Below are 26,297 nucleotides of genomic sequence, written 5' to 3'. Positions count from 1 at the left end.
GGGCAATACAAAATTAATTTTTGACAAAAGCGAAGAAGAATAAATTTTTATAGAAACCATAAAATGTGTATTAAAACTAAGAAAAACTAAAATTTTGGCTAAGAACAGACCCTAAATTAGAGACTTAAATGTTTTTTTAAATTAAGTTTAATACACGATGAATAAAACTACTAGTAAGTAAAAAAATCAATAGAACGTACAATTAATTACTAAAAAATAAATAAAAAAGGAGAATAAACCTTTATTCTCCTTTTTTATTAAGCTTATATATACTTATAAAATCTTGCGCCCAATAAATTTGGATCATTCTTTTCAATTTTGTCCAATATGTATTCATTACAAGGAGATATAATAGATTTTTTTAATTCTTTTTTATGCAATGCATGATAAGCATCAAGGTCTATGGGTTTAGAGTCTTTAATGGTTTCAAATAATTTTATTTTTTCAGTTTGAGATTTCCATTCACTTTCAACAATACCTTCAAACGCTTTGGATTTTGAACCGCTTCCGTAGGCTAAAAGACCAAATTTTTCTCCTTTGATTTCTGAATTGTTTTTAAAATGATAGTAAAGTGTTGACAATAATCCCATAAATATAGAACCGGTATACATATTTCCTATGTCAGAAGAAGCAATTTCTGCGGGGCTAAATTTTTCTTTAACAAGGGTTTTATACTCTGCGCTCTTTCCAATTTCTTTAATTCTTTCATTATAGGCAGTCAAATCTTCAGGTAATGAATCTTTCAAGTTGGAATCTAAGGCATAAATTTCTGAAAACATTCTTCTTCCTTGAAAAGAATAGGGCAAGTGAACAATTATATTTTTCCAAGCATTGTATAAAGAGCCTTCATAATTTAAAAGTTTTTTTAGTTGAAAGTAGGCTCCTTTTAAACGGTTTTGATAGCAACTATTGGAATATTGCCCTTCAAAAACGGGTTGTTCTTTAAATAAATCAATTTCATTTTCCAGTACGCCAAACCATTCTGGATTGTTCTCTTTACCGGTCACTTCTTTTTTATTTAAAGACCTTTTCGGTTTAAAGAAATCAAAAACGCCTTGAGTGCTAATTCCTATTTTATTATCAATAGAAATGATTCTGGGATTGCTGGATAACAGTATAGCTATTGCGCCAGCCCCTTGGGTATATTCTCCGGTTGAATTTAAGTCGTATTTTGCGAAATCCGTACAAATAACAATCGCTTTTTTCTCGGGGTTAACCCTTAAAAAATCTAAACAATTATGCAAAGCATCTACCCCTCCAATACATGCGAAAGTGAGATCAACTACATCGCAATGTTCCATCGATCCTGCTCCATAATAATCTTCCAGTAAGGGAAGTAAAAATGAACCAATGGGTTTAGAGGAGTCTATACCGCTTTCAGTTCCAACATATATTCTAGCTATATCCTCAGGTTTTAAATTCTCTTGAATTATTAGTTTTCTCAATGCATTGGCTGCAAAAACTACCACATCCTGATGTACATCAGGAAAAGACATTCTTAATAACCCCAATCCTTTTTCCAGCTTTGCAGGTTCTATATTCCTTGCTACAGCAAGATCTTTAATAGGCAAGTATATTTTTGGTATGTCAAAACTAGCTGCATCTATTCCTACTTTTATCGATGAATTCATGGTTAAGTTATTAAAATTGTAATTGTACAAAAATAATAAATTATAAAAAGAAGCTGAGAAATTGTATTAAGATTTATAAGATAAAAAGAATAGTATATAAAATCCTTTAGAATTTTCTAAAGGATTTTTATTAGGTGAATTTATTTTTTATTGAATTAAAGGAAGTTTTTCTAACATATTTTTTATTTTTATAGCTACTCTGGGCATTGGTTCTGCAATAGTTAGCCCAACCAAATCGTAACTACTAGCTATATCATTAATTATTCTAACCACTTCATTTATTTTCATTCCATCCGGATCAGTACCTACAGCAGCAACCATCTCATTAGGGTCAATAACATCCAAATCAAAATGAATAACTACTTTTGATGCTTTCGTTGCTTTTATCCAATTTAGGATTTGTTTACTATTTTTAGCAACTTCTTCTCCGGTTAAATGCTTAATTCCTAATGCTTTTTGTCTTTCAGGAGTACCTCCTTCTTCATCCCAAGCACGAAGCCCCACAAGTAATGCTTTGGAGGCATCAACTTTTCCGGGTAAAAGATTTATTAATTTCTCATCACCCATGCCTAAGCTGGCGGTTAGTGCCATGGCATGGTAGCCTTCATATTTATCATAGGGAAGATTGAGATCAGGGTGGGCATCAATCCATATAATTGCAACATCATCGGGGTATTTTGATGCCAGATAGGTAAAGGGAACTATACTTACAGAGCACTCTCCCCCTAAGGTAACTATTCGTTGAGGATTTTCTTTTTTTAAGATTTCTAAAGCACTTTGGGTTTGTTTATAGATTACCTGATAGGAATTAATTCCATTTTTAACAGCCCGATCATTGATATTTAAAGATATAGGTACCTCTATTGTTTTTTGATTAGTATTAGGAGCTAAAAAATTTAAAAGCCTAGCTCCTAAATAATAACCAGTACAGGAATCTTCAGGTGATAATTCGGGAACAAGTGGCGAAATAATTCCTCCTTGCCATTGCGGATAAATTAATCTTAGAGTAGTATTTTGTTCTTTGTTCATATTATTATTGTTTAATGTGGTTGAATTATTTTTATATGATTAGTTGCAAATTTATTATGTAGGTCCATATAAGTAAAGTACTGATAAATTATTCATATACTGATAAATTTATCCTATACATTATTTTTTAGCTTATACAGATAATTACTTACATTTATATTTTAAATTTATTTTTATGTATAAGAGAAAGATACCTTTTGAGATTGATTGTGGAATTAAAATAACTATGGAAGTTATAGGGGGAAAATGGAAAAGTTGCATACTTCAATCTTTAAATAAAGAACCTATGCGTCCTAGTGAATTACATAAAGAATTTTCAGATGCTAGTCCGAGAGTTATAAATCAGCAATTGAAAGAATTAGAAATTCATGGAATAATTCAGAAAAAAATTTTTGCAGAATTCCCCCCACATTCTCAATATTCAATTACTGATATAGGAAAAACCTTAATTCCTATTATAGATCAAATAGAAAAATGGGGGGATAGTTTCCGACCTACTATGGGAAAGATTCTGGGAATAAAAGAATCTTAATTTATTTTGTTATAAAAAATGTGGTTTTTGTAGCATTAAATTTCATTTTCAGTATAATTTTTAAGAGCTGAATAAAACTTTTTATTCATAAAATTAGCCAATGACTGAGGGGATAAAATTACAATAGAATCAGCAAAGCCTAAAAATTCTCTTTGTAATTCTTGATTTATGATTACTCTAATTTGGAAGGTTTTAGAACCATCTTCATGGGATTCTATTATTTGTTGACTTTTATGCAATGGTTTAGTTTCTACATATGGAGCATTGTTTTTGTCTACCCAAAAACGTATGTTTTTAGCTCTAATATTAGCATTTCTAGTTACACCTACAATATCTTCAAAAAATGATTGAATATTAAATAAGTCATTATCAATAAATTTATCATTTTCAGATATTTCAATTTCCTGAATTCTATCTAAAGCTAAATTATATAGAGAGTGATTAAATCTACCAAAAACAAACCAACGGTTCCTATATTCTTTTAACAAGTATGGATGAAATATATAACAACAAGTGGACGTAGCCTTAAACGATTTATATGTGATTTTTAAAACTTTTTTATTATTAATTGCATGGTAGATAGGATCAAGATATTTAAGCCCGGTTAAGTTTTCATTTTTTTCAAAATCAATAACTGGAAATGTTTTTTTCTTTGCCGAAGTAACATGATCTTCCAGACGACTAACAATGTTATCCATTTCGGAAAAGTAAGAAAACCCTTTAAATTGTCTGAGTATTTCAACAGCTTCCGACATGGTTTTTAAGTCTTGTTCTGTTAAGGGCGTATCTGTAATACTATAATTTTCATCTTCATATTTATAATATTTATGGTCATAAACTACAATAGGAGCATTGTATCCGAGCTTTTCGCTACGCATCATCTGTATATCCATTTGAACTGTACGCTTACTTATCCCTTTATCAATTCCTTCGTATTCATACAAAGCATCAGAGCAGGCGTCAATTAAATCATTTAAAGTCCACCGACGATATTTATTTCTTAAACAAGTGTCTATGGTTTTATATCGAATTAAAGCATTTCTATTGACTGGCATGTAAATAATATTAGATAAAGTAAAATATTTTTATTAATTTTAAAATTTAAAGTAAAATATAAGTTTCTAAAGATATAAAATAAATTTAATTGCGCAAAAATATTGCGTAGTCTAGGTTTTATCTTTGAAAAATATTAAAGGATTTTCTTATCAATTCAATTATCTGAACCATGAAATTTAATCAATTATCTAATAATAAAGATCAAACCGTAAATCATATGGGGGCACTTGCATTTCGTATGGAAAGCGAAATTGAGCTTTATTCAGCAGTGGTAACCTTCATGGTTGATGATTCTTATTACGAGTCTGGTGAGGAACGTTTAAAAAGAATTAAAAAATTAATTATTGAGTGTGATCCTGAATTTGTTTGCAAATTAGCTGTATATGCTCGGACTTATATGAACTTACGTTCGGTACCAATTCTTTTAACGGTGGAGTTGGCTAAAATTACCAATGGTAATGATTTAATTAGAAAGACAATTGCAAGTATAGTTCGCCGTGCAGATGAAATTAAAGAAGTTTTGGCGTATTATCAAATTGCCAATAAACGTAAACAGACAAAAAAGTTAAACCAATTGTCTAAGCAAATTCAAAAAGGTTTGGCCGAAGCCTTTAATTCTTTTGATGAATATCAATTCGCTAAATATAATTCTAAATCTGAAGTCAGTTTACGTGATGCTTTATTTTTAGTTCATCCCCAACCCAAGGATAAAAATCAACAAGAAATTTTTAATCGCATAGCTACCAATACATTAAAAATCCCTTATACCTGGGAGACAGAGATGTCAGAATTAGGAAAGAAAAATTTCTCATCTGAAATAGAAAAGAAAAATGCAGTAGCTAAAAAATGGGAGGAACTTGTAGAAAGTGGCTCTTTAGGCTACATGGCTATTTTAAGAAATATAAGAAATATTTTAGTAAAAGGTACGGATCGTTCTCTGGATACAGCAATTCAAATCCTTACCGATAGAGAACGTATTCATAAATCTAAGCAAATGCCTTTTCGTTACTTGTCTGCCTTTATTGAGATTGATAAATTGTCTCAAGAAGATCAAATTTTTGAGAAGATCAAAGAAAAAACTGTAAGAGTTAGAAATGCTTTAGAAATAGCTTTGCTTATCGCATGTGAAAATATCCCCTACCAAGAAGGGAAAACAGCCATATTATCAGACAATTCGGGAAGCATGTATGGAGACTATGCCGGGAAATCCTTAGTATCAGCCATGAGTAGCCGTAAAACGGCCGATATAGCCAATTTATTTGCTGTACTTTATTGGGAAAAATGCAGAGATACGTATGTGGGACTATTTGGAGATCATTTAGTTAATGCTAAATTAAGCCGAAATGAAAATGTGTTTGAAAATTTTAAAAGAATTGATGAAGCCGCTAAAGAATGCGGACCAGGCACAGAACGAGGCATCTTTGCATACATGGAAGAGATAATTAAAGAGAAAATAATTATTGATCGAATGATCATTTTCTCAGACTGCCAAATTGGAGATGGATGTAATTGGTTTGATGACAAGGGAAATACTGGAAAAAACTTTAACTCTCTATTTAAGAAATATTTAAAAATAAATCCTGAGGTAAAAGTTTATACTATAGATTTAAAAGGTTATGGTAATTCAATGACCAAAAGTTCCAAAAATATGGTGTATATTAGCGGTTGGAGTGAACGGATTTTTGACATGATTTATTTCATTGAACAAGGATCTACCATTGTGGAAGAAATTATGAAAATTAAATTATAAAATAAGGCTTTACGGATGCCGTAATATAGAGTTACTTCGATTTACAGAACAACAGTCTCTATATGAATGTTGCTCTGTAAAGCTTTTTTTATTCAATTATTTAATGGCTTTTAGGCTCATATCCTTAACAGATGCGCGATAAATAATTGAACCTGAAGAAATATAATCAACTCCTATAGAGGCTATTTCCAATATTCTTTCTTTGGTTATTCCTCCGGATGCTTCAGTCTTTGCACATCCATCAATTAAAAGTACTGCTTTTTCCATATCTAAAATGGACATATTGTCAAGCATAATTATATCTGCTTTTACGTCTATCGCTTGCTGAACTTCTAATAAATTACGTGTTTCAACTTCAATTTTTAAATCCAATTGTTTTTCTTGCAAGTATTTACGAACGGATGTTACTGATTCTATAATTCCACCGGAAAAATCATTGTGATTATCCTTAAGCATAACCATATCAAAAAGTCCATAGCGGTGATTGGTGGCTCCACCTATGTAAACTGCCCATTTTTCACACATACGAAAGTTAGGAGTAGTTTTGCGTGTATCTAGGATTTTAGTTTTTGTACCTTTCACTAAATCGCTCATTTCTTTACTTAATGTAGCTATACCGCTCATGCGTTGCATACAATTTAAAACGAGTCTTTCCATGGATAAGATAGATGATGCATTTCCGGATACAATAAAAGCTATTTCTCCTTTCGAAACTTGTTCTCCATCATTTTTCAAAACTTCAATTTGAAGGGATGGGTCATAAAAATTAAAAATCTCTATAGCTAGATCAATTCCGGCAAGTAAACAATCTTCTTTAATAATAAGATGTGCTTTTTGTTTGGAATGTGCCGGTACACTTCCAAGGGTAGAATGGTCGCCATTTTCAATGTCTTCCTTTATAGCTTCTGTAATGAAATGCTTTAATCTATCTTTAGTAACGTAAGGGGGGCTATTCATCTTTAATTTAAATCTTTATTATAAAATGCTCCATTGTTTCGTTTTTGTTCAAGGCTTTGGTTAATAATTAACCAGGCAACACTAACCAAATTTCTAAGTTCTGATAATTGTGGAGAAAGTATGGACAAATGGTATAATTCTTTTACTGCTTTATATATTTCCTCCTCTTTTTGTTTAGCCATTTCTAGCCGTCGATTGCTTCTCACAATGCCTACCAAATCACTCATCAAAATTTGTAAATCTTTACGAAGGTAATTAAGAATAGCCATCTCTTTACTTACTTCCATGCCTTTTTGGTCCCATTCTGGGATTTTATCAATTTTGTTGTATTGGAAGTTATCACTATTGAGCTTTTCAGTGGTTTTCATAGCACTTCTATGGGCAAAAACCAAAGCTTCAAGTAAGGAGTTTGAGGCTAAACGGTTGGCACCATGAAGACCTGTATTGCTACATTCGCCTACAGCAAACATATTTTCTATAGTACTCTGTCCATAGATATCCACATCAATACCTCCGCAAAGATAATGACAGGCAGGAACTACAGGTATAAGATCTTTAAACATATCAAAACCTTCTTCTTTACATTTTTGATAAATATTAGGAAAATGTTCAAGGAACTTCTCGTGATCAAGATGACGGCAATCTAAACATACATAATCATCGCCGCGTAACTTCATTTCACTGTCAATAGCTCTGGCTACAATGTCCCGGGATGCCAATTCCTCTCGTTCATCATATTTATGCATAAATTTTTCACCGGAAGCGGTTCTTAATTTAGCTCCAAATCCACGTACCGCTTCTGAAATTAGAGATAACTGACCAGATCTACGGCTATAAAAGGCAGTGGGATGAAACTGAATATATTGCATATGGCTGATTTTAGCCTTAGCCCTATGGGCTAAACCAATGCCGTCTCCTGTGGCTATAAGTGGGTTGGTGGTATTTTTATAAACATGTCCGCATCCACCGGTAGCCATAAGGGTTATTTTGGAAGACATTTTTATGATTCTTTGTTTCTTTAAATCAAGCACGTAAGCTCCAAAACAGTTTTGATTATATTTATTGAAAGGCTCATTTGGGATATGATGTTCAGTTATGAGGTCAATAACATAATGATAATTAAGTAATTGAATATTTTTATATTTATTTATAGCTTCAAGTAAAGCACGTTCAATCTCAGCACCTGTAATATCTTTAAAATGCACCACTCTATTTACTGTATGCCCTCCTTCTCTTCCTAGGTCGTAGGTTTGTTTATCATCTTTGTCAAAGATAGTACCCCATTCCACAATTTCTTTAATTCGTTCCGGCCCTTCTTTAACTACAATTTCTACCACTTCTCGGTTGCATAATCCATCACCTGCACGTAAAGTATCTTCAATATGCTTATCAAAACTATCTTGAATAAAATTCGTTACTACGGCTACTCCTCCTTGTGCATATTTAGTATTGGATTCTTCATCATCAGCCTTAGTTAATATTGTAATGCGAGCTTCTGGGGATTTTTGTGCAATTTTAAGAGCATAGGATAAACCTGATATGCCTGAACCTATAACTAGTACATCTGTATACAACATTAGCGGTGTGGGATTTTTATTGGTGTTTACTATGAAATTTATGGATAATTCAAAATAATTAATGTTATTGTATTACTTAATTTGAACTGAAAGTTCTAACATTTTGTTTATTGATTTTAGGGCTTTTACCCGCATATTTTCATCCAGAAGTATTTCTGGTAATTCGTATTTCATACACAGATATAATTTTTCTAAAGTATTCATCTTCATATAAAAACATTCACTACAATTACAAGTTTCGTCTTGTATTAAAGCGGGGATCAGTTCTTTATGTGGAGCTCGTTTATGCATTTCATGTAGTATTCCTTCTTCAGTTGCAACAATAAATTTTTGTGACTCGTTGTTTACAACATAATCAAGAAGTCTAGCAGTAGATCCTATAAAATCAGCCAAAGCCAATACATTTTTTTGAGCTTCCGGGTGTGCGATTAGTTTAGCTCCCGGATGCTCTAGCATTTGCTTGGCAATACGTTCGGCGGAAAATGCTTCGTGTATAATACAGGCTCCATCCCATAGTATCATGTTCCTACCAGTTACTTGGTTAATATATCTTCCTAGATTTCGATCGGGAGCAAAAATAATTTTTTGATTTTCTGGTAGTGATTTTATAATACTTTCAGCATTGGAAGAAGTTACAATTATATCACTTTCGGCTTTAACACCTATATCACAATTGATATAACTGACAACAGTAGCACCGGGATGTTCTTCTTTCATTTTGCGCAATCCATCTCCACTGCAATTATCAGCAAGAGAACAACCTGCATGTAAATCAGGTAAAACTACTTTTTTGGTAGGATTCAGAATTTTTGCTGTTTCAGCCATAAAATGAACGCCACAAAAGACAATCATATCTGCTTCTGTTTTCTCGGCAGCTCTTGCTAGTTGTAAGCTATCGCCTAGAAAATCAGAAAGATCTTGAATTTCTTTACTTTGGTAATAGTGAGCTAGGATAATTGCATTTTTTTCTTTTTTAAGTTTTTGAATCTCTTTAACAAGATCTAAATTTTCAGGAACTTTCAAATTCAAATAGCCTTTTTCCTTTAAAGATTCTATGGCATTATTCAATGTTGGCATGTTACAATTCAATTAATAATTGATAAATATAGATAAAATTCATTGAATGAATTTATAAATAAACGGATAATATAAACAATAATGTCTTTTTAGATATAACTTTATATCATGCATTAGTTTTCTTTAATAATTTAAATGATTAAAAGACTTCTTTTCTTAATTAGAATGATTGTAAGAATTTTCTTTTAGAATTTTAACTTTTAAATTTAATTTTAATAAAAAAGGCGCAAATATACTTCATACATAAGCATTTAGTTTGCATTGTAAACCTATACATGGTCTTTAAAATTGAGTGATTGAGATGGTTAAGAATTTAAACATTATTATAAAATTATTTTTTAACAATGCAATATTTATGTATATGATTGTAATTAATTAGGTCGATACAAATAATTTCCATCTATACTGGTCATTTATTTAAAAATAAATAATTTTTTGTGTAATATTTTATAAAATAATGTATTACACTATTCATATTATGCCCTTGTAGCTTAAAAGGTAAAGTCTATGGAAAAAGAACCGGTCGAGCCATAGAGTGTACGGATATCCCCGTTATTTTGGCGGGTAGACGAAAATATTTTAAAGTAAGTAGGGAAGCGCATTTAGAGCCGTACTGCTCCGTAAGGAGAATGTGAGTTCGAATCTCACCAAGGGAACAAAATTGGTAGACTAAAGTTCTGAATTTCAATTAATCAATGTATGATTTGCAGTAGTTTTGTTAGAGGGAATTGCTAAATATACTTATTTTGATATATGAATAATTTATAGGTGTTTAATTTTAGATATTCTATTGTTTTTATTTATTATGGTATTTAAAACATAATATCACTTGGTTTAATTTACGTGTTTCTCAAATTTATATTATTCACTTTAAACTTCATGAATATTCAACCGACTTCATTAATTTCAAATAATTATTGGTTTAAGTTTATTTCTGTGTGTTTTTACCTTACGATTTATCTTTTATTTCCAATATATTGAAAAATAATTGGTAATAAAGGAATTTTTTTTTGAAAATAACCATATTATAATGCAACTAAAAAATATTATTCTGTATCAAGAAATTAAAATTGTTGAGTATATATGAATACCTAGATATATTACTTATTGATTTCATTTGCCTCGTTGCCGAATGGTAATCAGAACAGGAAATAAATAAATCTCTTGCATTCTTTATTTATAGAAGCATGGGAGAATATGAAGAAAATGAATAAATAAAAACAAAGGCAAACAAAACCAAGATTGGAGCCTCGTTTATATTTAGTAGCTCAACATATTTCTAATTTAAGTGAAATAGAATTAAAAACATATTCTAGCGATATATAATATTTTTATACATTGTTTAGGCCTTTATTACAAATTAAGAAGAGTAGGATAGGGAATACTACCTTTTACCCATATAAACAGCAAAACCATAATATTTCCCAACCACATCAATATTATATTTAATTCTAATTTTTGACTAATTAAATATGCCTATATAAAAATGAATTTCAATATTTTAAAAGATGATTTTGCTACAAATTTTAAATTATTTAGAGGGAATCCTAATAAATAAAAAAATAAGTTTAAGCTAAAGATAAAATAAGATGAATAAAAATATGCTTATATTTAACGGCTATAAACTAACTGCTATAATTATGGATCTTTATAAAACTTTTCTCATTAAAAATTGCAAATTTTTTCTTCTTTTTATACTGTCTCCTTTTCTAATTTCATGTTTTGAAATATTAGAAGAGGTGGATATGAATGCAGATGGAAGTGGGGAGATGACCATGACAATTAATCTCAGCCAAAGCAAAAATAAAATAGCCTCCATTATGTTGTTAGATAGTATTAATGGATATAAAGTTCCCGGTAAAAAAGATATTCAACAAGATATAAATGGTTTATCCACTAAACTAAAAAATATAGCAGGGATCAGTAATGTAAAAACGACTACAGATTTCACTAATTATATAGTTTCCGTAAGTTTTTCTTTTTCAGATGTATCTGTTTTAAATAAAGCTAGTAAAGATATTTTTGCGGCTTATAAAATGAAAGTTGAAGAGACTCCGGTTTATTCTTACAATAAAACAAGTAAAACCTTCAATTATGATTATAAAAATGGAAATAAAGAAGCTTACAATAAACTGAAAGCAGCAGATAAGGAAGTTTTTAAAAATGCAACTTATACCCAAATCTACAGATTCACCTCTACCATTGAAAAAAGCAACAATGCACAAGCAAAAATTTCTAAGAGTAAAAAAGCGATAATGCAGAAAAGTCTAATTTTAGATTTAATAAACAACAAAGTAAATATATCCAATCAAATAAAACTAAATTAATAATGAAATTACTACTATCAACCCTCTGTACCCTTTTGTATATAAGTATTTTTGCACAAGGGCAATTAGTTAATAAAATTCCACAAGATGCAAATGCAGTAATTCATGCAAAAGGGAATAAATTTTTAGAAAATATATCCCTACAGGAACTAAGCAAAACTAATTTAGGAGATAGCATTCTAAATAAAATATTCGGAAAAAAAAGAAACGGTAAAGATTTTAATGATTTAGGAATAAACTTTTCTTCCGATTTCTTCTATTTTAATCAAACAACCGATAGTATAAACTACAATGCACTATTATTTTCAATATCAGATGCAAATAAATTTGAAGAACTATTAAAAACTAAACAAGGAAAAAATATTAAAATTAAACAACAAGGAACTATAAAAGAATTTTATAAAAACAATAATCTAATACTTTGGGATAACGAAAAAGCAGTGTTTGTTTTCGGAGATTTTAAAAATAATTTTTTTGATGATTCTACTAATGTTGCACGTTATGGGGTGAATAATTCAGATGAGTATGTTTATAATTCGATAGATACCTTAGCTGCTACAGATGTTATGGAATCTGCCTCAGTAGAAGAATCTGATGAGGTAACTGACTATCTGGTGGCAACAATTGCTAATCCTGCTGAAAACGATGAGGAAACAACCGTTGCAGAAACCTCTACGGAAGATGATGATAGCGAATATGAAAATAGACAAAATTCTTATGAAAGAGAAAGGGAAAAGCAAGATAGTTTAAAAGCATCAGTTAATGAAAGATGGCTGAAAGAATATGCCTACAGAATTTATTATAGAAATACAGCCCCATCTATTTTAGATAATCCCAATTATAGAAAAGTAGAAGATAAAGAGGCAGCAATTACTTTTTTTACTGATAAATATGATAAAAGAAGATATTATTATGGTTGGTACCCAGAGAATAATGGTCTATTATCCATATATACTAAAAAATTTTTAGAATTTACAGGTTCACCACTAGCTTTAGGGGCTAAAAGTGTAAATGTAAAATTATACTTAAACAATCAGAATGTACTACTTAAAACAGCTGTTGAAGTAAATGAAAAAGATTTAGAGCAGTACAAGCAAATGTATAATTATAAATTGAATAAAAAGTTCTACCAATATATAGATGAAGATAAAGTTCCAGGTTTCATCAGTTTGTCTTTAAATACAGAAAAATACATGGAATTATATCCTAAATGGATGGCTAATTTAATTTTTAGTAAAGACGATAAAGAAGAAGCTGAATTATTTACTGAATTTTTCAATATCATTTTAGATGAAAAAGCAATTGCCAAAGTAGCCAAAGGAGATGCCTTATTCCTTTTAAATGGCTTATCAGCCAGAGAGAGTACTTATAAAACCTATGAATATGAGGAAGATACTTATGATTCTAAAGAAGTAGAAAAAACTAAAAAAGAAACTTTACCCGAATTCCTATTTATGGCGTCTTCTGAGGATACTCGCTTTCAAAAATCTTTGTTAAAATATGGAATAAAAAAAGGGATTGTATCTTTAGATGATGGAATTTATACCATTGAAAATAAAGATTATAAAACCTATAAATTTTATTTACTGATTAAAGATGGAATTATATTTATCGGTACTTCTCCTAATGATATTTTAAATATTAAAAACGGAACCTATGTAGCTAAAATAAATAAAAAACAAAAAGAGCTCTTATCTAAAAATGGTTCAGTTGTATATTTTGATTCAAGTAAAATACTTAATCAACTATCAGAAGAAGGGTTTAATGTTGCTAAAGATTATAAAAAAGTTAGTGATTTTTTGAAAGAAATGGGAATTTTTACAGCTAAATATACTGGAATTTCAGACAACAGTATTAATGCAGAATTAACTTTAGAAACTAAGGGTGAAAATAATAATTCAGTAAAAAGTTTCCTAAAAATGGTAGAAATACTATTAGATTTTTAGCATGAAAAAAAAAGGATATTGCATAATATTAACTATAATTTTACTATTGGGTATCTCCTTATGGGGATACCTTCAATATCAGGAAAAACAATCCTATAAAGCAGGTATTTATAACCATGCCCATACCTTGGTTAAAATAGATACGTACGAAATCCTAAAAAAAGCAATAACCAACCAACCAAATACTTTAGACTCTGTAACCATAATAAAAAAGATAATTAAAGCAGTTGAAATTCCTACCAATATATTTATTTACAATGTAGAAGCGAAAGATAAATCTACCTTTTTCGGAAGTTTAAAAATTAAAGATTACACCTTTTTTGAGAACTATACAGAACCTGGTTTAGAAAGAAAAGATATAGATTCTCATACCAAATTATTTATGGATAAAGACCATAAATGGGCTATCATGTACAACCAAACAACAGCTGTATTTGCTTATACCTACAAGGAAGAAAAAGTAATAGATATTATGCTGGAAATTATTAATAACAAAAATATAATACCTGTAGAAGAAAGTAAATTTAAAGATATAATTAATAAGAAAGGACTAGTTGTGTTTTATGATGGAAAAAATGAAGCAAATCTAAACTTAGAAGGAACCAAGATTAGCGGAACCATCCAGATAGAAACTAATAAAATAAAAATTCCAGCTACAATAGTAAGTCCAGATTTTAATAAAGAAAACATACTTTCCTTTTGGTTGCAAGCAGATGTGAAATCTTTTATACCCCATAAAATCTTTACAATAGATAAATATCAAATAAATACAGATAGTTTGCTATCCTCTTTTCAAAATGAAATACAATTAGAGATAACAAAACCAGTAATTCAAAAAGAATCCATAATTACCTATGATTTTGATGATAATTTTGAAAAGATAGAAATAGTTAAAACTAAAGAAACCCTAATCCCCGGTTTATCACTTCAAATAAAATCTAAGACTAATCAATTATATCAATACCTAGACAAACAGAAGATAATAATAAACAATGAAGAAGTTAATAGAAAAGTATTTCCTTTATACCAAGTATATGTAGGAAAGTCCAAAGAAGCGTTGGTTTTTAGCACACAGAAAAAACCGAAATTTGCTCCGCAGGTTCCATCCAATATCATTTTCTATCTGAAAATAGATTTTGATAAAATGAAAAAAGAGAAAGAATATTCCACATTATCTAAATACATTCAAAAATTCCAAAATTTAGAAATGAAAGCTCGAAGTTCAAATAATAAAATAACTTGCGATTGGCAATTTAATTTTTCTAATAATAACGAATATCCACTAGAGACATTAATTGATTTTATAAAAATAGTTAACAATCCTAAATTTGAAAATAATAAAGATTAATTTATATCTTGATTTTTATTCCGCTATAACACCATCTTTTATAACCAGGCATTTATCAGACATCTCAGCTAACTGATTATTGTGTGTAACAATTATAAAGGTTTGATTGAACTCTTGTCTTAGTTGTAAAAACAATTGATGAAGATCTTCTGCATTTTTAGAATCTAAATTACCCGAAGGCTCATCTGCTAAAATAACTTTTGGATCATTCATTAAAGCACGTGCTACTGAAACCCTTTGTTGTTCTCCTCCGGAAAGTTCGCTCGGTTTATGATCCAACCTGTGGGAAAGATTTAAGTACTTCAATAATTCAGATGCTTTTTTTTGTAGCTCATTTTTCCCTTTTCCGGCAATCATTCCAGGAAACATAACATTTTCTAAAGCGGTGAATTCCGGAAGTAGTTGATGAAACTGAAATATAAAACCAATGTTTTGATTTCTAAATAAAGATAACTCTTTATCTCGAAATTGCGTAACCGGAAGATTATCAATTTCAAGCAAACTATGATGCTTTTCAGGATGAGTAGGCTTATCTAGTGTTCCAATAATTTGTAATAAGGTTGATTTTCCAGCTCCTGATTCTCCAATAATAGAAACAATTTCTCCTGTTTTTATATGCAGAGAAATACCTTTAAGAACTTCTAAATTTCCAAAAGATTTGTATATATTTTTAACTAGAACCATAGTTATTTCAAAAGTAAAAAAAATTAATAAATTTTTGTCGTAATTTCATTAGAAATAATTTTGCCAGAAATGCCACAAGGGTTTAAAACAATATATATAAAATATTCTCCCGGTTCTAATTGAGGGATGGTAATTCGTAAGTTACTACGAACAGTTTTGTTATTGGGAATACGAATTTTATCCTCAACAGGAAGAAGTACAACCGGCTCTAAATTTTTTTTTCTTAGGAAAAGAACCTTTATTGTTTGATTAGCAACGGAATTTAGATCAATGCTTGTTTTGTAGGGATGATTCCAATTAAGTTCCAAGTCAAAAGTTTGATTGGGTTTGGATTGTATTATTGTAGGTGACACCTCAACTTTTATTTCAGGATAAGAAATATAGGAAGGTATGAATTTATAATATTCTTTATCACCGTTTTCATCAGTAATAAACTTATCTGAAATATTGCCCAAACCAAAAAAAGTTATAGGTTTTCCTTGGATTAAATTTTCTGAATTCCAAAGATCGTATTGAGAAGATCTATGCCTATAAACTTGAAGGCTAATAGAAGGTTTCTGGTTATAAAAATGAAATAATGCCGCTTTTTGATATCTTTCAAACACAGCAATACCATTGGTAAATTTATTTGCCTTTACAACAAATTCTTTCAATTTATACATGGGTGAAGCATGAATTACCCAAGGGGATAAAATTAAAAATCTAAGTAAAAATAGTACTGCTAAGTATGTATATGAAAGTAAAATTATTCTCTTATTATTTAAAGATTTATATTTTAAATAAGTTAAAGGGATTATAGCTAAGTAAACGATTAAATTCCATTGAGGTTGAATAATTCTTTTAAATGAAAATAAAAAGAAAAATGCAATAGTTCCAATGCTAATCCACTGCAAGGATTTTATCCATAGAGAATCATATTTTTTTAATAAGCTTTTACCATAAAAATACAATAATAAAGGATTTGCAATTAACATTAATCCTAAAAGCCATGCCGCAGTAGGAAATCCATTAATTTCTTTTTTATTTCTTCCAAAAAGGTGGTATTCAATGGAAACCCAATTATGGTTGTATTGCCAAACTAAATGAGGGATATACAAAATTAAGGCTAATAGAATGCTGAAATAGAACCATTTATTTTTATAAAAAATTGGGATTGATGGTAGAAGGGTAAAAATAATTAAAATAGCTCCATGGTATTTAGAATACATGGTTAAAGCCATGGATAATCCTAAGAATATTGAATTTAGGGCGTTATATTTATTTATAAAACATTTCCATCTCCATAAAAATAGAGAACCAAATAAGAGCAAGGGTACGTCTGGAGTAGCCACAAAACTCATTCCATTAAAAATAGCCGTGGATCCAAATAAACCTAAGAATAAATAATTTTCATTTATAGTTTTAGGATTTAAAATTTTTAACCAAATGATATAAAAAAGGATATTTGAAAAGCAAGAGATCAAGCGAACCCCCAGCTCATTCTTTAAGAAGAATGAACCAATTTTTATAAATACTGCAACCATAGGCGGATGGTCGTAATAACCAAAATCTAAATGATTGGACCAAACCCAATAATAAGCCTCATCATCTATTAAAGGCAGGGTATACGCATGTAAAAGGTTGAATATTAAAAGAATCAATAAGAATATATATTGAATATTTTTACTATTTATTTTACTCATATTGAAACTTTACAAATAACAATCTTTATTTATTAAAACAAAACTTCTGAATATAGAAATAATCAGAAGTTTTGTTTTAGAAGGATATTTAAAACGTACGATTAAATTTTTATTCTCCATCCAAACGGATCATCCAACTCATTGGTTTGAATACCCACCAATTGTTTTTTCAATAAAACAGCATAACTTTCTTCGTCTTTAAGAGTTGGTAACTCCATAATATTATCATTGTAGCCAACATGTGAATACCTATTTACAACTACAGCAGTTCCACATCCAAAAATTTCTTTTAATGTGCCCTGTTGATAAGCATTTACAATGCTATCTACGGGTATTCTTTCTTCTCTAACCTCAATTTTATTGTGTCTAGCGACATTAACGAGACTATCACGAGTAACACCATTTAAGATAGTATTGGAAACCGGTGGCGTGTAGATAATATCACCAATTCTAACCATAACATTCATAGTTCCAGATTCCTCAAAATATTTATGTTCTTGGCTATCTGTCCATATAATTTGATCAAATCCCTGTTGATTGGCTAGTAGTGTAGGATAGAAAGATGCACCGTAGTTACCGGCACACTTAGTAAATCCAACACCACCACTAACTGCCCTAGTATAATGATTTTCAATTTTTATTTTTAAAGGCTTATCATAATAACTATCAGCAGGAGATGTCATTATCGCAAAAGTATATTTGTTTGATATTCTTGCAGAAAACATTTCTTCAGAAGCAAACATAGTAGGACGTATGTATAATGAGCTTCCATCTTTGGTAGGAACCCAATCTCTATCTAAATCTATAAGCGCATATAAACCCTCTAAAAAAATTTCTTTCGTAATTGGAGGCATGGCTAGCCTTTCCGCAGATTTATTAAAACGTTCAAAATTTTTTTCAGGTCTAAATAAAAAGACATCGTTATTTTTATCCTTATATGCCTTCATTCCTTCAAAAATAGCTTGTCCATAATGAATAGCCATTAAAGCAGGAGAATAGTTCATACCTCCATAAGGCATAATAACAGGTTTTCCCCATTGTCCATTTTCATACTCACAAATTAGCATATGATCTGAAATATTTACTCCAAAAGGAGAATTATTAGGATCAATAGTATCTAATTTTGAATGTTGAGTTTTTTTTATTTCCATTCTAAAATCTTATTTTTTCTCCTATCAAAATTACTAAATTAATTATCTAAACCATGAAAAAGTATAGTAAATTTGAGGATATAAATATAGTTATATGCTAAAAAGAGTAGTAGTTACTACCAAGGAAGGTTCAAAAACATTGCAAATCCCAGAATGGAATGAAAGTTATCATTCACAACACGGTATACTTCAAGAAGCTTCCCATGTATTTATCAAAAATGGATTAGAACTAATAAATTTATCAAAAATTTCAATCTTAGAAATGGGTTTTGGAACAGGGTTTAATGCGCTTTTAACGTTGTTTAAAGCCTTAAATTATAATAAGAAAATAACTTATTACACCTTAGAAAAATACCCTTTAGAAATAAACGAGCTTTTGGAATTGGAATACTGGAAATTAATTGATGATTCTAGGGCAAAAGATTATTATTTACAACTGCACCATTGTGAGTGGGGGAGAATTGTACAAATTCACGAAAATTTCGAAATTGTTAAATATCCTTCTGATTTTTTTGATTTATATAAATTACCTATACATAATATAAACTTAGTTTATTACGATGCTTTTGGTGCTAGAGTTCAGCCCCATCTATGGGAAGAAGAAATATTCACCCAAATAATTAATACAATGGCGCCTCAATCATTGCTAACGACCTATTCAAGTAAGGGAAGTGCTAGGCGAGCCATGCAAAAAGCAGGGTTTTCTGTAGAAAAATTAGCTGGGCCTATAGGAAAACGAGAAATGGTAAACGCATGGAAAATTTAGAAAAAATAAATGTTAGAGTTTACGCTCTTTTGATTAATGAAGGCAATATTCTATTTCTGCAAGAAAAATTTGCAGGAAAAGATATTATTAAATTACCTGGAGGAGGATTGGAGCTAGGGGAAGGAACCCAAGAGACCTTGGAAAGGGAATTAATGGAAGAACTGAATTTAAAGATTGAGGTTAAAGAACATTTCTACACACAAGACTTTTTTTTAAAATCAGAAATTACTCCAAAAAGTCAGTTATTGTCCATTTATTATTTTGTTGAATGTAAAGACCTATCAACTCTTAAAATAGTAGATAAAGATATAAAAAGTATCCTATGGCTACCTATTAAAACTATAGATATTCATAGAATTGATTTGCCCATAGATCGAATAGTTATAAGAAAATTAATCCAGAATAAATTTTTTATGAGGTGAAAGTTTTAAACTTATTTTAATTCATTCTAAATCTAAATTTTTATAATTCAGTAATTTAGATTAATTCTTAAAACATTCTTATTTAATTTTGTTTTATAAGAAATTAAAAATAGAATAAATAAAAATATTTCAATTATGGATTTAAAATTAGCAAAATGTTGTGGGAACTGTGAGTTTTTTTTAGACGGACGTATATGTTCAAAAAAAGAAATATCTGTTACACAAAACCAAGTATGCGATGCTTATGAATTCAAAGCCGTACTACATAGAGAAGACGATTGTTTAAAATGTTCAAAATTCCAAACTACTAATTGTGCACACCCGAAAGTAGCAAGCGAAGGAATCATGTGTACCGTTTGGTATCCAAGAAATTCAGCGGTATCTTAAACTTTAAATTAGTATACTATAAACGGGCATTTAGAAATAAATGCCCGTTTATTTTTTAAGTATTTTAAGATTATATTTTCTTAGCTAATTTACCCACTGTCATCCCTTGTACCAAAATAGAAAAAAGTACTACCACATAAGTAGTAGCAATGATGGCCTCTTTATAATTACTTTCCGGGATTGATAATGCTAAAGCTATGGAAACTCCTCCACGCAAACCTCCCCAAACTAACATGGCAACCGTACCTTTACTAAACTTTTCTTTAAAGGGAATAATTAGTATTGGAATTTTTATGGAGACATAGCGAGCAATTAAAACAATAATAATTGCACTTAAGCCTATAGACCAGTAATTAAGTAAATCTTGAATTAAAAGCAATTCAAATCCCATAAACAAAAATAATATAGCATTCATAACCTCGTCGATCAATTCCCAGAAATTCCCTACATAATTTTTTTCAGAAGAAACAGATTTTCTTTTTGCTTCACCAATAATAAGTCCAGCACCTACCATAGCTAGTGGGGCCGAAGTATGTAAATAACTAGCAATAAGATATCCACCCATTACTACGGCTAAGGTTATTAATACAGATACTTTATAGTCACGGCTGGTTTTAAAACCATAGGCTGCAAGATAACCTAAAGCTCCCCCCAATATAAGTCCACCAATCGCTTCTTTTACGAATAAATCAAAAATATGAGAAAATGAAAGATCCATATGCCCGGTTTCAACTACCACCGGATTGGCAGCTAAATTGGCAAGGATTGCAAATAAAACTACTGCCACACCATCGTTAAGCAAAGATTCTCCCGCAATTTTAGTTTCAAGAGATTTAGAAACTTTAACTTGATTTAAAATACTTAATACAGCAATAGGGTCAGTAGGAGAGATTAAAGCTCCAAATAGTAAACAATATATTAATGGTATGGCTAAATGTATATTAACCAATGGAAAAAAATAATTAGTAATATAATAAAGGCTTACACCCACAAATATGGTAGATATAATTACTCCTATGGTGGCAAATACAATTACAGGAATTCTTTGTTCCTTTAAATCGGATAAATTTATATGGATGGCACCAGCAAATAAAAGAAAATTTAACATGGAGCCCATTAAAATTTCCGTAAAGTCAAATTCTTTAATTAGAGAGGCAAAATCGTTTAAAGGTTTGGAGGTTAAATTTCCTAACAGAACCAATATAATAGACATTACCAGCGCAATTACCATAATTCCGATTGTGGAAGGGAACTTTAAGAAACGAACGTTAATATAGGAAAAAATAGCAGCTAAGACAATTAATATAGAAAATGAATAATATAATTCCATAAGATTAACTTTATATTTTTTGCAAAAATATAAATTTAGATTTATAAATAATTAAATTATAGATAATCGCTTCAACTTAGTATGAAATAAATAAAATAAAAGCCAATCTATATAAGTTTGTTCTTATATACTATTAAATCATTTTATTAGTACTCTATTAGTTTAGTTGATTATTTATTCATTATAATTATATTATATAAAAATTCAATGGCTTTGTTTGAAATTCTAAGGATCATTTCTTCTCGGGTTAAGTTAGAATAAACAAATTTTTCACTAAAAACCTCACCTTTATAAAATAAGCCTACATAGGCTAACCCAACTGGATTATTGTACTCATCTGTATTAGGTCCAGCCACTCCTGTTGTAGAGATAGCAATATCTGTTTGAAATATTTTTGCTGTATTTATAGCCATGGCTTCAGCTACTTCCTTGCTAACTACTGTGTGTTCATCGATTAGAGCTCTAGGAACATTAAGTATATTTTCTTTAATTTTGGTATTATACGCAATAATTCCACCTTTATAGTAAGACGAGCACCCTGGAACAGAGGTAAAACATTGAGAAAGTGAACCTCCGGTTATACTTTCCGCAAGAGCAATAGATAATTGTTCTTTTTTTAAGAAATCAGAAATTAGATCTATTATATTTATATCCTCTTTAGAAATTAAACGATCGCCTAAAATTTCAGGAAGTTTCTCAATTTCTTTAGAAACTAATTTTTCCATTAAATCTTTATCTTCACCTTTAATGGTTAATCTTAATTCAATTCTAGAACCCGCGGGTAAATAAGAAAGTGAAATATTTTTAGGGAGCTCATTTTCCCAATCAGTCAATGCAATGGCTAATTCGCTTTCAGGATAATTAATAACAGTTAGGGACTTTCTTAAAATGAATGGAAGTTTAAATTCAGATTTAATTTTTGGAATAATAGTTTCCTCCATCATAGCCCTTGTTTCGTAAGGAACGCCCGGCAAGTTTATTAGTATTTTATTATTTTTAGCTTTAGACCATAATATTGGAGCTGTTCCATATCTGTTTACGATGGCTAATGAACGTGAAGGAACCAAGGCTTGGTTTCTGGTTAATTCGTTAAGAATTCTTCCTCGTTCGGTATAAAGCTTACTTACATGATCCAAACAATCTTGGTTGAAAATTAAAACATCAGATAGGAAATCAGCAATGGTTTGTTTCGTTTTATCATCTTTGGTTGGACCAAGTCCCCCCGTAGTAAATATAAAATCAGCCTTAGAAAGAGTTGCTTGCAAAAGCTCGTTTTTAATAGTTTCAGGATCGTCAAATATCGTTGATATTTTAATGGTTGATATTCCTATACGGTCTAGTTGTTTCGCAATAAAGTTAGAATTGGTGTCTAAAGTTCTGCCAGATAATAACTCATCTCCAATAGCTATAAGGTATGCATTCATAATGATGTTTCAGATTTTAAATAGTCAAATCTAAAAATAATTAAAAAACTGATAAGTATAAACCTAAAATAACTTATAAAATATATAAGTTATATTCAAGGCAGCAATAGAATTATAAACATTTTAATTTTTCGATAAAAATTGCTATCTTGCGATTATATGCATTATTTTATATTAAAAACATCTAATTTTTAACATAAAAAGCTTGTGTTTATATTGATAAATTTAAAATAACCAGATATTTATGGAGAACCATTTACCTAAATTGATTGTCGATTTAGCTTTAATATTAGGAGCGGGAGCAATAACTACAATAATATTTAAAAAAATTAAACAGCCACTTGTATTAGGCTATATTATTGCAGGATTTTTAGTAGGTCCACATTTTAATTTAATGCCTAATGTGGGAGACATGGCTAATATTAAGACTTGGGCTGAAATAGGTGTTATTTTTCTTTTATTTAGTTTAGGACTTGAATTTAGCTTTAAAAAATTAATCAATGTAGGTGGAGCGGCTTCTATTACTGCTATAGTTGAAATTGTAGTTATTTTGATTTTAGGCTATCTAGTTGGTCAATGGATGGGATGGAGCATGATGAATAGTATTTTCTTGGGTGGTCTGTTAGCCAGTTCTTCAACGACCATTATTTTAAGAGCATTTGATGAATTGGGGGTTAAAAGGAAAAATTACGCTCGTATAGTTTTTGGGGTTCTTATTGTGGAAGATATTGTGGTTATACTTTTAATGGTATTATTATCTACAATGGCAGTTACCCAACAATTTAATGGTACTGATATGTTTATGGAGTTTTTAAAACTTATATTTTTCCTAGCTCTATGGTTCATATTTGGAATATTTTTAATACCTACACTATTACGTAAGACAAAGAAAATATTAGACGAGGAGACTTTATTAATTCTTTCAATAGGACTTTGTTTGGGTATGGTAGTCTTAGCTACAAACATAGGATTTTCAGCGGAATTAGGGGCATTTGTTATGGGGTCTATACTGGCTGAAACAACATCTGCTGAAAAAATTGAACATTCTTTAAAACCAGTGAAGGATTTATTTGGTGCTGTATTTTTTGTATCCATAGGAATGTTGATTGATCCTATATCAATGTATGAGTACCGATGGGAAATTCTAATTGTAACACTATTAACGATTATTGGTAAATTTTTATTTACCACTATGGGAGCGTTACTTTCTGGGCAACCTTTAAAACAGTCTGTTCAGGTCGGAATGAGTATGGCTCAAATTGGTGAATTTGCGTTTATTGTAGCTGCTTTAGGTATGAGCTTGGGAGTTACCAGCGATTTTTTATTCCCTATAGCGGTAGGTGTGTCTGCAATCACAACTTTTACTACCCCTTATATGATTAAATATTCTGAAACCTTTTATGAAATTATAAGTAAAATTGTACCACCACGAATATTAAGGTTGATTGATAAATATTCAGCAGGAACTCAAAATATTCAAGAAGAAAACAAATGGAAAAAATTATCCAAAGCATACTTGTCTTTAGTATTAACCAATGGAGTAGTCATTATTGGGATAGTATTATTAGTTGTCTACGTTGCTATACCAATTATAAATGAACAATTGTTAGGTGTAAGAATCTTTAATCCTTCTTTATTTAATATTATAGCAACAATAGTGACAATTATTTTATGTACGCCTTTCTTATGGGCGATTGTAGTAAAAAAACCCGAAAAAGAAATTTTTACTCATATCTGGAAAGAAAATATTTATGCGAGAGGACCTTTAATTGCTATGGAAATAGCTAAAGTAGCTGTAGCAATCATATTACTAGGGTTTATTTTAAACTTATTTTTATCGGGAATTATAGCTTCACTAATTGTTATACCTATAGTAATTGTGGGATTGTATTTTCTGTCCACTAAATTTGATTTTTTCTACTCACTTATAACCAAAAGATTTGTGTATAATTTAAATGAAAGAGATATAAAACAAAAAGAGTTAGAAAAAAGTGAAAATATAAAACCTAAAAAATCATATCTATTGTGGGATAGTCATATTACAGATTTTGAAGTTAGTCCCAATTCAAAGTTTGTTGGAAAAAAATTATCAGAATTAGCTTGGAGAGAAAAGTTTGGAATTAATATCGCTTATATTAAAAGAGGAGATATTAAAATTTCAATACCGAGTGAGAATGATCGAGTATTTCCGTATGATAAATTAGGTTTAATAGGTACTGACGAACAAATTAAAAATTTTGAAACTAATATACAAATGGAATGTCCTCAAGATGAAAATATTAATTCGTTAAAGCAAAATGTATCCTTAAATAAATTTGCCATATTAGAGGATTCACCAGTACTAAATAAAGATGTAAAGTTTCTTAGAGAATTAACTCAAGGTTTAGTAGTTGGTATAGAGAGAGGAGACGATAAAATTGTGAATCCATCCTCTCATACCTTGCTACAATTATACGATAGGGTTTGGATTGTAGCTGATAAAGAAAATTTACAAGGAATAAATACAACTGATACAGAAAATAAAGATTGATGATAAATACAGTTATATTTGACATGGACGGAGTGATAGTCAATACAGAGCCTATGCATAAAGCTTCCTTCTTTAAACATTATAAAGAATTAGGACTAAACATTTCAGAAGAGGAACATGATACGTTTAGAGGATTATCTACCAAAAATCTGTACCAGAAAATTAAAGAAAAATACAAGGTTGATGCTTCACTTGAAGAATTAGTCAATCGTAAGAGAGAAATATTTTATAAGATATTTGAAACAAAAAAAGATTTAGATCTACTTCCGGGAATGAGAAATTTGATGGAGTCTTTATATAAAGAAAATTTTCAATTAATATTAGCAACCTCATCAGCAAAGGCTACCTTGTCGAAAGTATTTACCAGATTTAACTTATATCCATATTTTACTCATATCGTAAGCGGTGAAGATTTTCCACAATCAAAACCTAATCCAGCAATTTTTTTAGAAGCTGTGCGTTTGTCCGGTAATTCCAAGCAAAATTGTATAATTATTGAGGATTCAACCAACGGAATAAAAGCTGCCAATGCTTCGGATGTTTTCTGTATAGGATATAAAAACGAAGCCTCAGGAGATCAAGATTTGTCAACGGCTGATCTCGTAATTGATGATTTTAATACTTTAACTATTGATAAGATTAGAAATTTAGTTAAACAAGACTAAACATTTGATAGTCTAGTAAATTTATT

Annotated in this window: 21 protein-coding genes; 10 read left to right on the top strand and 11 right to left on the bottom strand. The window is 30.0% G+C overall.

Features of this window, described 5'->3' with window-relative positions; translation table 11 throughout:
• Window positions 1–263: 263 nt before the first annotated feature.
• Both ETU08_RS06925 and ETU08_RS06920 read right to left on the bottom strand, forming a co-directional pair.
• Window positions 264–1,619 (bottom strand): hydroxymethylglutaryl-CoA synthase family protein, encoded by a 1,356-nt coding sequence (locus tag ETU08_RS06925; RefSeq protein WP_146262411.1) that lies wholly within the window; start codon window positions 1,617–1,619, stop codon window positions 264–266.
• Window positions 1,620–1,778: 159 nt separating this feature from the next.
• Window positions 1,779–2,660 (bottom strand): arginase family protein, encoded by an 882-nt coding sequence (locus tag ETU08_RS06920; protein ID WP_146262301.1) that lies wholly within the window; start codon window positions 2,658–2,660, stop codon window positions 1,779–1,781.
• A gap of 175 nt (window positions 2,661–2,835) precedes the next feature.
• On the opposite strand from ETU08_RS06920, the gene ETU08_RS06915 reads away from it, so the two are divergent.
• Window positions 2,836–3,192: a winged helix-turn-helix transcriptional regulator gene (locus tag ETU08_RS06915; protein WP_146262300.1), complete on the top strand. Its 357-nt coding sequence runs from the start codon at window positions 2,836–2,838 to the stop codon at window positions 3,190–3,192.
• Between the two features lie 35 nt (window positions 3,193–3,227).
• On the opposite strand, the gene ETU08_RS06910 is transcribed toward ETU08_RS06915, so the two are convergent.
• Window positions 3,228–4,247, bottom strand: a complete 1,020-nt coding sequence (locus tag ETU08_RS06910) for a helix-turn-helix transcriptional regulator (protein WP_146262299.1) — start codon at window positions 4,245–4,247, stop codon at window positions 3,228–3,230.
• Window positions 4,248–4,417: 170 nt separating this feature from the next.
• Here ETU08_RS06910 and ETU08_RS06905 point away from each other — a divergent pair, with 170 nt between their 5' ends.
• Window positions 4,418–5,998, top strand: a complete 1,581-nt coding sequence (locus ETU08_RS06905; protein ID WP_146262298.1) for a TROVE domain-containing protein — start codon at window positions 4,418–4,420, stop codon at window positions 5,996–5,998.
• Between the two features lie 96 nt (window positions 5,999–6,094).
• Here ETU08_RS06905 and nadC read toward each other — a convergent pair whose 3' ends face one another.
• From nadC to nadA, 3 genes are all read right to left on the bottom strand, one after another.
• Entirely contained in the window at window positions 6,095–6,955 is an 861-nt protein-coding gene (nadC, locus tag ETU08_RS06900; protein ID WP_146262297.1) for a carboxylating nicotinate-nucleotide diphosphorylase, read from the bottom strand.
• Window positions 6,956–6,957: 2 nt separating this feature from the next.
• A complete protein-coding gene (gene nadB, locus ETU08_RS06895) occupies window positions 6,958–8,532 on the bottom strand; it encodes an L-aspartate oxidase (RefSeq protein WP_146262296.1) in 1,575 nt (524 codons plus the stop codon).
• 72 nt (window positions 8,533–8,604) lie between these two features.
• Window positions 8,605–9,609, bottom strand: coding sequence for a quinolinate synthase NadA (gene nadA, locus ETU08_RS06890; protein ID WP_146262295.1), 1,005 nt, complete (start codon window positions 9,607–9,609; stop codon window positions 8,605–8,607).
• A gap of 1,589 nt (window positions 9,610–11,198) precedes the next feature.
• Between nadA and ETU08_RS06885 the strand changes: the two genes are divergently transcribed.
• From ETU08_RS06885 to ETU08_RS06875, 3 genes are read left to right on the top strand one after another with little or no spacing between them, the layout of a single operon-like run.
• Complete coding sequence (locus tag ETU08_RS06885) at window positions 11,199–11,936, top strand: hypothetical protein (protein WP_221410542.1); 738 nt, start codon at window positions 11,199–11,201, stop codon at window positions 11,934–11,936.
• A 2-nt stretch (window positions 11,937–11,938) separates the two neighbouring features.
• The gene (locus ETU08_RS06880) at window positions 11,939–13,882 is read left to right on the top strand and encodes a hypothetical protein (RefSeq protein WP_146262294.1); all 1,944 of its coding nucleotides are present in this window, start codon (window positions 11,939–11,941) and stop codon (window positions 13,880–13,882) included.
• Between the two features lies 1 nt (window position 13,883).
• The gene (locus tag ETU08_RS06875; RefSeq protein ID WP_146262293.1) at window positions 13,884–15,230 is read left to right on the top strand and encodes a hypothetical protein; all 1,347 of its coding nucleotides are present in this window, start codon (window positions 13,884–13,886) and stop codon (window positions 15,228–15,230) included.
• Between the two features lie 15 nt (window positions 15,231–15,245).
• On the opposite strand, the gene ETU08_RS06870 is transcribed toward ETU08_RS06875, so the two are convergent.
• From ETU08_RS06870 to ETU08_RS06860, 3 genes are all read right to left on the bottom strand, one after another.
• Window positions 15,246–15,914 (bottom strand): ABC transporter ATP-binding protein, encoded by a 669-nt coding sequence (locus tag ETU08_RS06870; RefSeq protein ID WP_146262292.1) that lies wholly within the window; start codon window positions 15,912–15,914, stop codon window positions 15,246–15,248.
• Window positions 15,915–15,937: 23 nt separating this feature from the next.
• The gene (locus tag ETU08_RS06865) at window positions 15,938–17,596 is read right to left on the bottom strand and encodes an ArnT family glycosyltransferase (protein ID WP_146262291.1); all 1,659 of its coding nucleotides are present in this window, start codon (window positions 17,594–17,596) and stop codon (window positions 15,938–15,940) included.
• Window positions 17,597–17,697: 101 nt separating this feature from the next.
• The gene (locus ETU08_RS06860; protein WP_146262290.1) at window positions 17,698–18,747 is read right to left on the bottom strand and encodes a branched-chain amino acid aminotransferase; all 1,050 of its coding nucleotides are present in this window, start codon (window positions 18,745–18,747) and stop codon (window positions 17,698–17,700) included.
• Window positions 18,748–18,841: 94 nt separating this feature from the next.
• Here ETU08_RS06860 and mnmD point away from each other — a divergent pair, with 94 nt between their 5' ends.
• The 3 genes from mnmD (at window position 18,842) to ETU08_RS06845 (ending at window position 20,322) form a co-directional block, all read left to right on the top strand.
• The gene (gene mnmD / locus ETU08_RS06855) at window positions 18,842–19,513 is read left to right on the top strand and encodes a tRNA (5-methylaminomethyl-2-thiouridine)(34)-methyltransferase MnmC2 (RefSeq protein ID WP_146262289.1); all 672 of its coding nucleotides are present in this window, start codon (window positions 18,842–18,844) and stop codon (window positions 19,511–19,513) included.
• Complete coding sequence (locus ETU08_RS06850; RefSeq protein ID WP_146262288.1) at window positions 19,501–19,935, top strand: NUDIX domain-containing protein; 435 nt, start codon at window positions 19,501–19,503, stop codon at window positions 19,933–19,935. Before mnmD ends, ETU08_RS06850 begins: the two co-directional genes overlap by 13 nt.
• Window positions 19,936–20,070: 135 nt before the next feature.
• A complete protein-coding gene (locus ETU08_RS06845) occupies window positions 20,071–20,322 on the top strand; it encodes a hypothetical protein (RefSeq protein ID WP_146262287.1) in 252 nt (83 codons plus the stop codon).
• 70 nt (window positions 20,323–20,392) lie between these two features.
• Here ETU08_RS06845 and ETU08_RS06840 read toward each other — a convergent pair whose 3' ends face one another.
• Window positions 20,393–21,652: a cation:proton antiporter gene (locus tag ETU08_RS06840; protein ID WP_146262286.1), complete on the bottom strand. Its 1,260-nt coding sequence runs from the start codon at window positions 21,650–21,652 to the stop codon at window positions 20,393–20,395.
• 170 nt (window positions 21,653–21,822) lie between these two features.
• Window positions 21,823–23,076 (bottom strand): CinA family nicotinamide mononucleotide deamidase-related protein, encoded by a 1,254-nt coding sequence (locus ETU08_RS06835; protein ID WP_146262285.1) that lies wholly within the window; start codon window positions 23,074–23,076, stop codon window positions 21,823–21,825.
• A 244-nt stretch (window positions 23,077–23,320) separates the two neighbouring features.
• On the opposite strand from ETU08_RS06835, the gene ETU08_RS06830 reads away from it, so the two are divergent.
• Both ETU08_RS06830 and ETU08_RS06825 read left to right on the top strand, forming a co-directional pair.
• Window positions 23,321–25,606: a cation:proton antiporter gene (locus ETU08_RS06830; RefSeq protein ID WP_146262284.1), complete on the top strand. Its 2,286-nt coding sequence runs from the start codon at window positions 23,321–23,323 to the stop codon at window positions 25,604–25,606.
• Entirely contained in the window at window positions 25,606–26,271 is a 666-nt protein-coding gene (locus ETU08_RS06825; RefSeq protein WP_146262283.1) for an HAD family hydrolase, read from the top strand. The genes ETU08_RS06830 and ETU08_RS06825 overlap by 1 nt, the downstream gene beginning before the upstream one ends.
• Window positions 26,272–26,297 lie beyond the last annotated feature (26 nt).

Source organism: Apibacter muscae, assembly GCF_007845635.1.
GTDB classification, from domain to species: Bacteria; Bacteroidota; Bacteroidia; order Flavobacteriales; family Weeksellaceae; genus Apibacter; species Apibacter muscae.
The sequence above is the reverse complement of the archived record's forward strand: the minus strand, read 5'-3'. Positions and strand labels throughout refer to the sequence as shown.

Bases quoted from the DNA above. Each gene is read 5' to 3' on its own strand.
- ETU08_RS06920 (WP_146262301.1), bottom strand. From the start codon at position 2,660: ATGAACAAAGAACAAAATACTACTCTAAGATTAATTTATCCGCAATGG.
- ETU08_RS06915 (WP_146262300.1), top strand. From the start codon at position 2,836: ATGTATAAGAGAAAGATACCTTTTGAGATTGATTGTGGAATTAAAATA.
- ETU08_RS06910 (WP_146262299.1), bottom strand. From the start codon at position 4,247: ATGCCAGTCAATAGAAATGCTTTAATTCGATATAAAACCATAGACACT.
- ETU08_RS06905 (WP_146262298.1), top strand. From the start codon at position 4,418: ATGAAATTTAATCAATTATCTAATAATAAAGATCAAACCGTAAATCAT.
- nadC (WP_146262297.1), bottom strand. From the start codon at position 6,955: ATGAATAGCCCCCCTTACGTTACTAAAGATAGATTAAAGCATTTCATT.
- nadB (WP_146262296.1), bottom strand. From the start codon at position 8,532: ATGTTGTATACAGATGTACTAGTTATAGGTTCAGGCATATCAGGTTTA.
- nadA (WP_146262295.1), bottom strand. From the start codon at position 9,609: ATGCCAACATTGAATAATGCCATAGAATCTTTAAAGGAAAAAGGCTAT.
- ETU08_RS06885 (WP_221410542.1), top strand. From the start codon at position 11,199: ATGAATAAAAATATGCTTATATTTAACGGCTATAAACTAACTGCTATA.
- ETU08_RS06880 (WP_146262294.1), top strand. From the start codon at position 11,939: ATGAAATTACTACTATCAACCCTCTGTACCCTTTTGTATATAAGTATT.
- ETU08_RS06875 (WP_146262293.1), top strand. From the start codon at position 13,884: ATGAAAAAAAAAGGATATTGCATAATATTAACTATAATTTTACTATTG.
- ETU08_RS06870 (WP_146262292.1), bottom strand. From the start codon at position 15,914: ATGGTTCTAGTTAAAAATATATACAAATCTTTTGGAAATTTAGAAGTT.
- ETU08_RS06865 (WP_146262291.1), bottom strand. From the start codon at position 17,596: ATGAGTAAAATAAATAGTAAAAATATTCAATATATATTCTTATTGATT.
- ETU08_RS06860 (WP_146262290.1), bottom strand. From the start codon at position 18,747: ATGGAAATAAAAAAAACTCAACATTCAAAATTAGATACTATTGATCCT.
- mnmD (WP_146262289.1), top strand. From the start codon at position 18,842: ATGCTAAAAAGAGTAGTAGTTACTACCAAGGAAGGTTCAAAAACATTG.
- ETU08_RS06850 (WP_146262288.1), top strand. From the start codon at position 19,501: ATGGAAAATTTAGAAAAAATAAATGTTAGAGTTTACGCTCTTTTGATT.
- ETU08_RS06845 (WP_146262287.1), top strand. From the start codon at position 20,071: ATGGATTTAAAATTAGCAAAATGTTGTGGGAACTGTGAGTTTTTTTTA.
- ETU08_RS06840 (WP_146262286.1), bottom strand. From the start codon at position 21,652: ATGGAATTATATTATTCATTTTCTATATTAATTGTCTTAGCTGCTATT.
- ETU08_RS06835 (WP_146262285.1), bottom strand. From the start codon at position 23,076: ATGAATGCATACCTTATAGCTATTGGAGATGAGTTATTATCTGGCAGA.
- ETU08_RS06830 (WP_146262284.1), top strand. From the start codon at position 23,321: ATGGAGAACCATTTACCTAAATTGATTGTCGATTTAGCTTTAATATTA.
- ETU08_RS06825 (WP_146262283.1), top strand. From the start codon at position 25,606: ATGATAAATACAGTTATATTTGACATGGACGGAGTGATAGTCAATACA.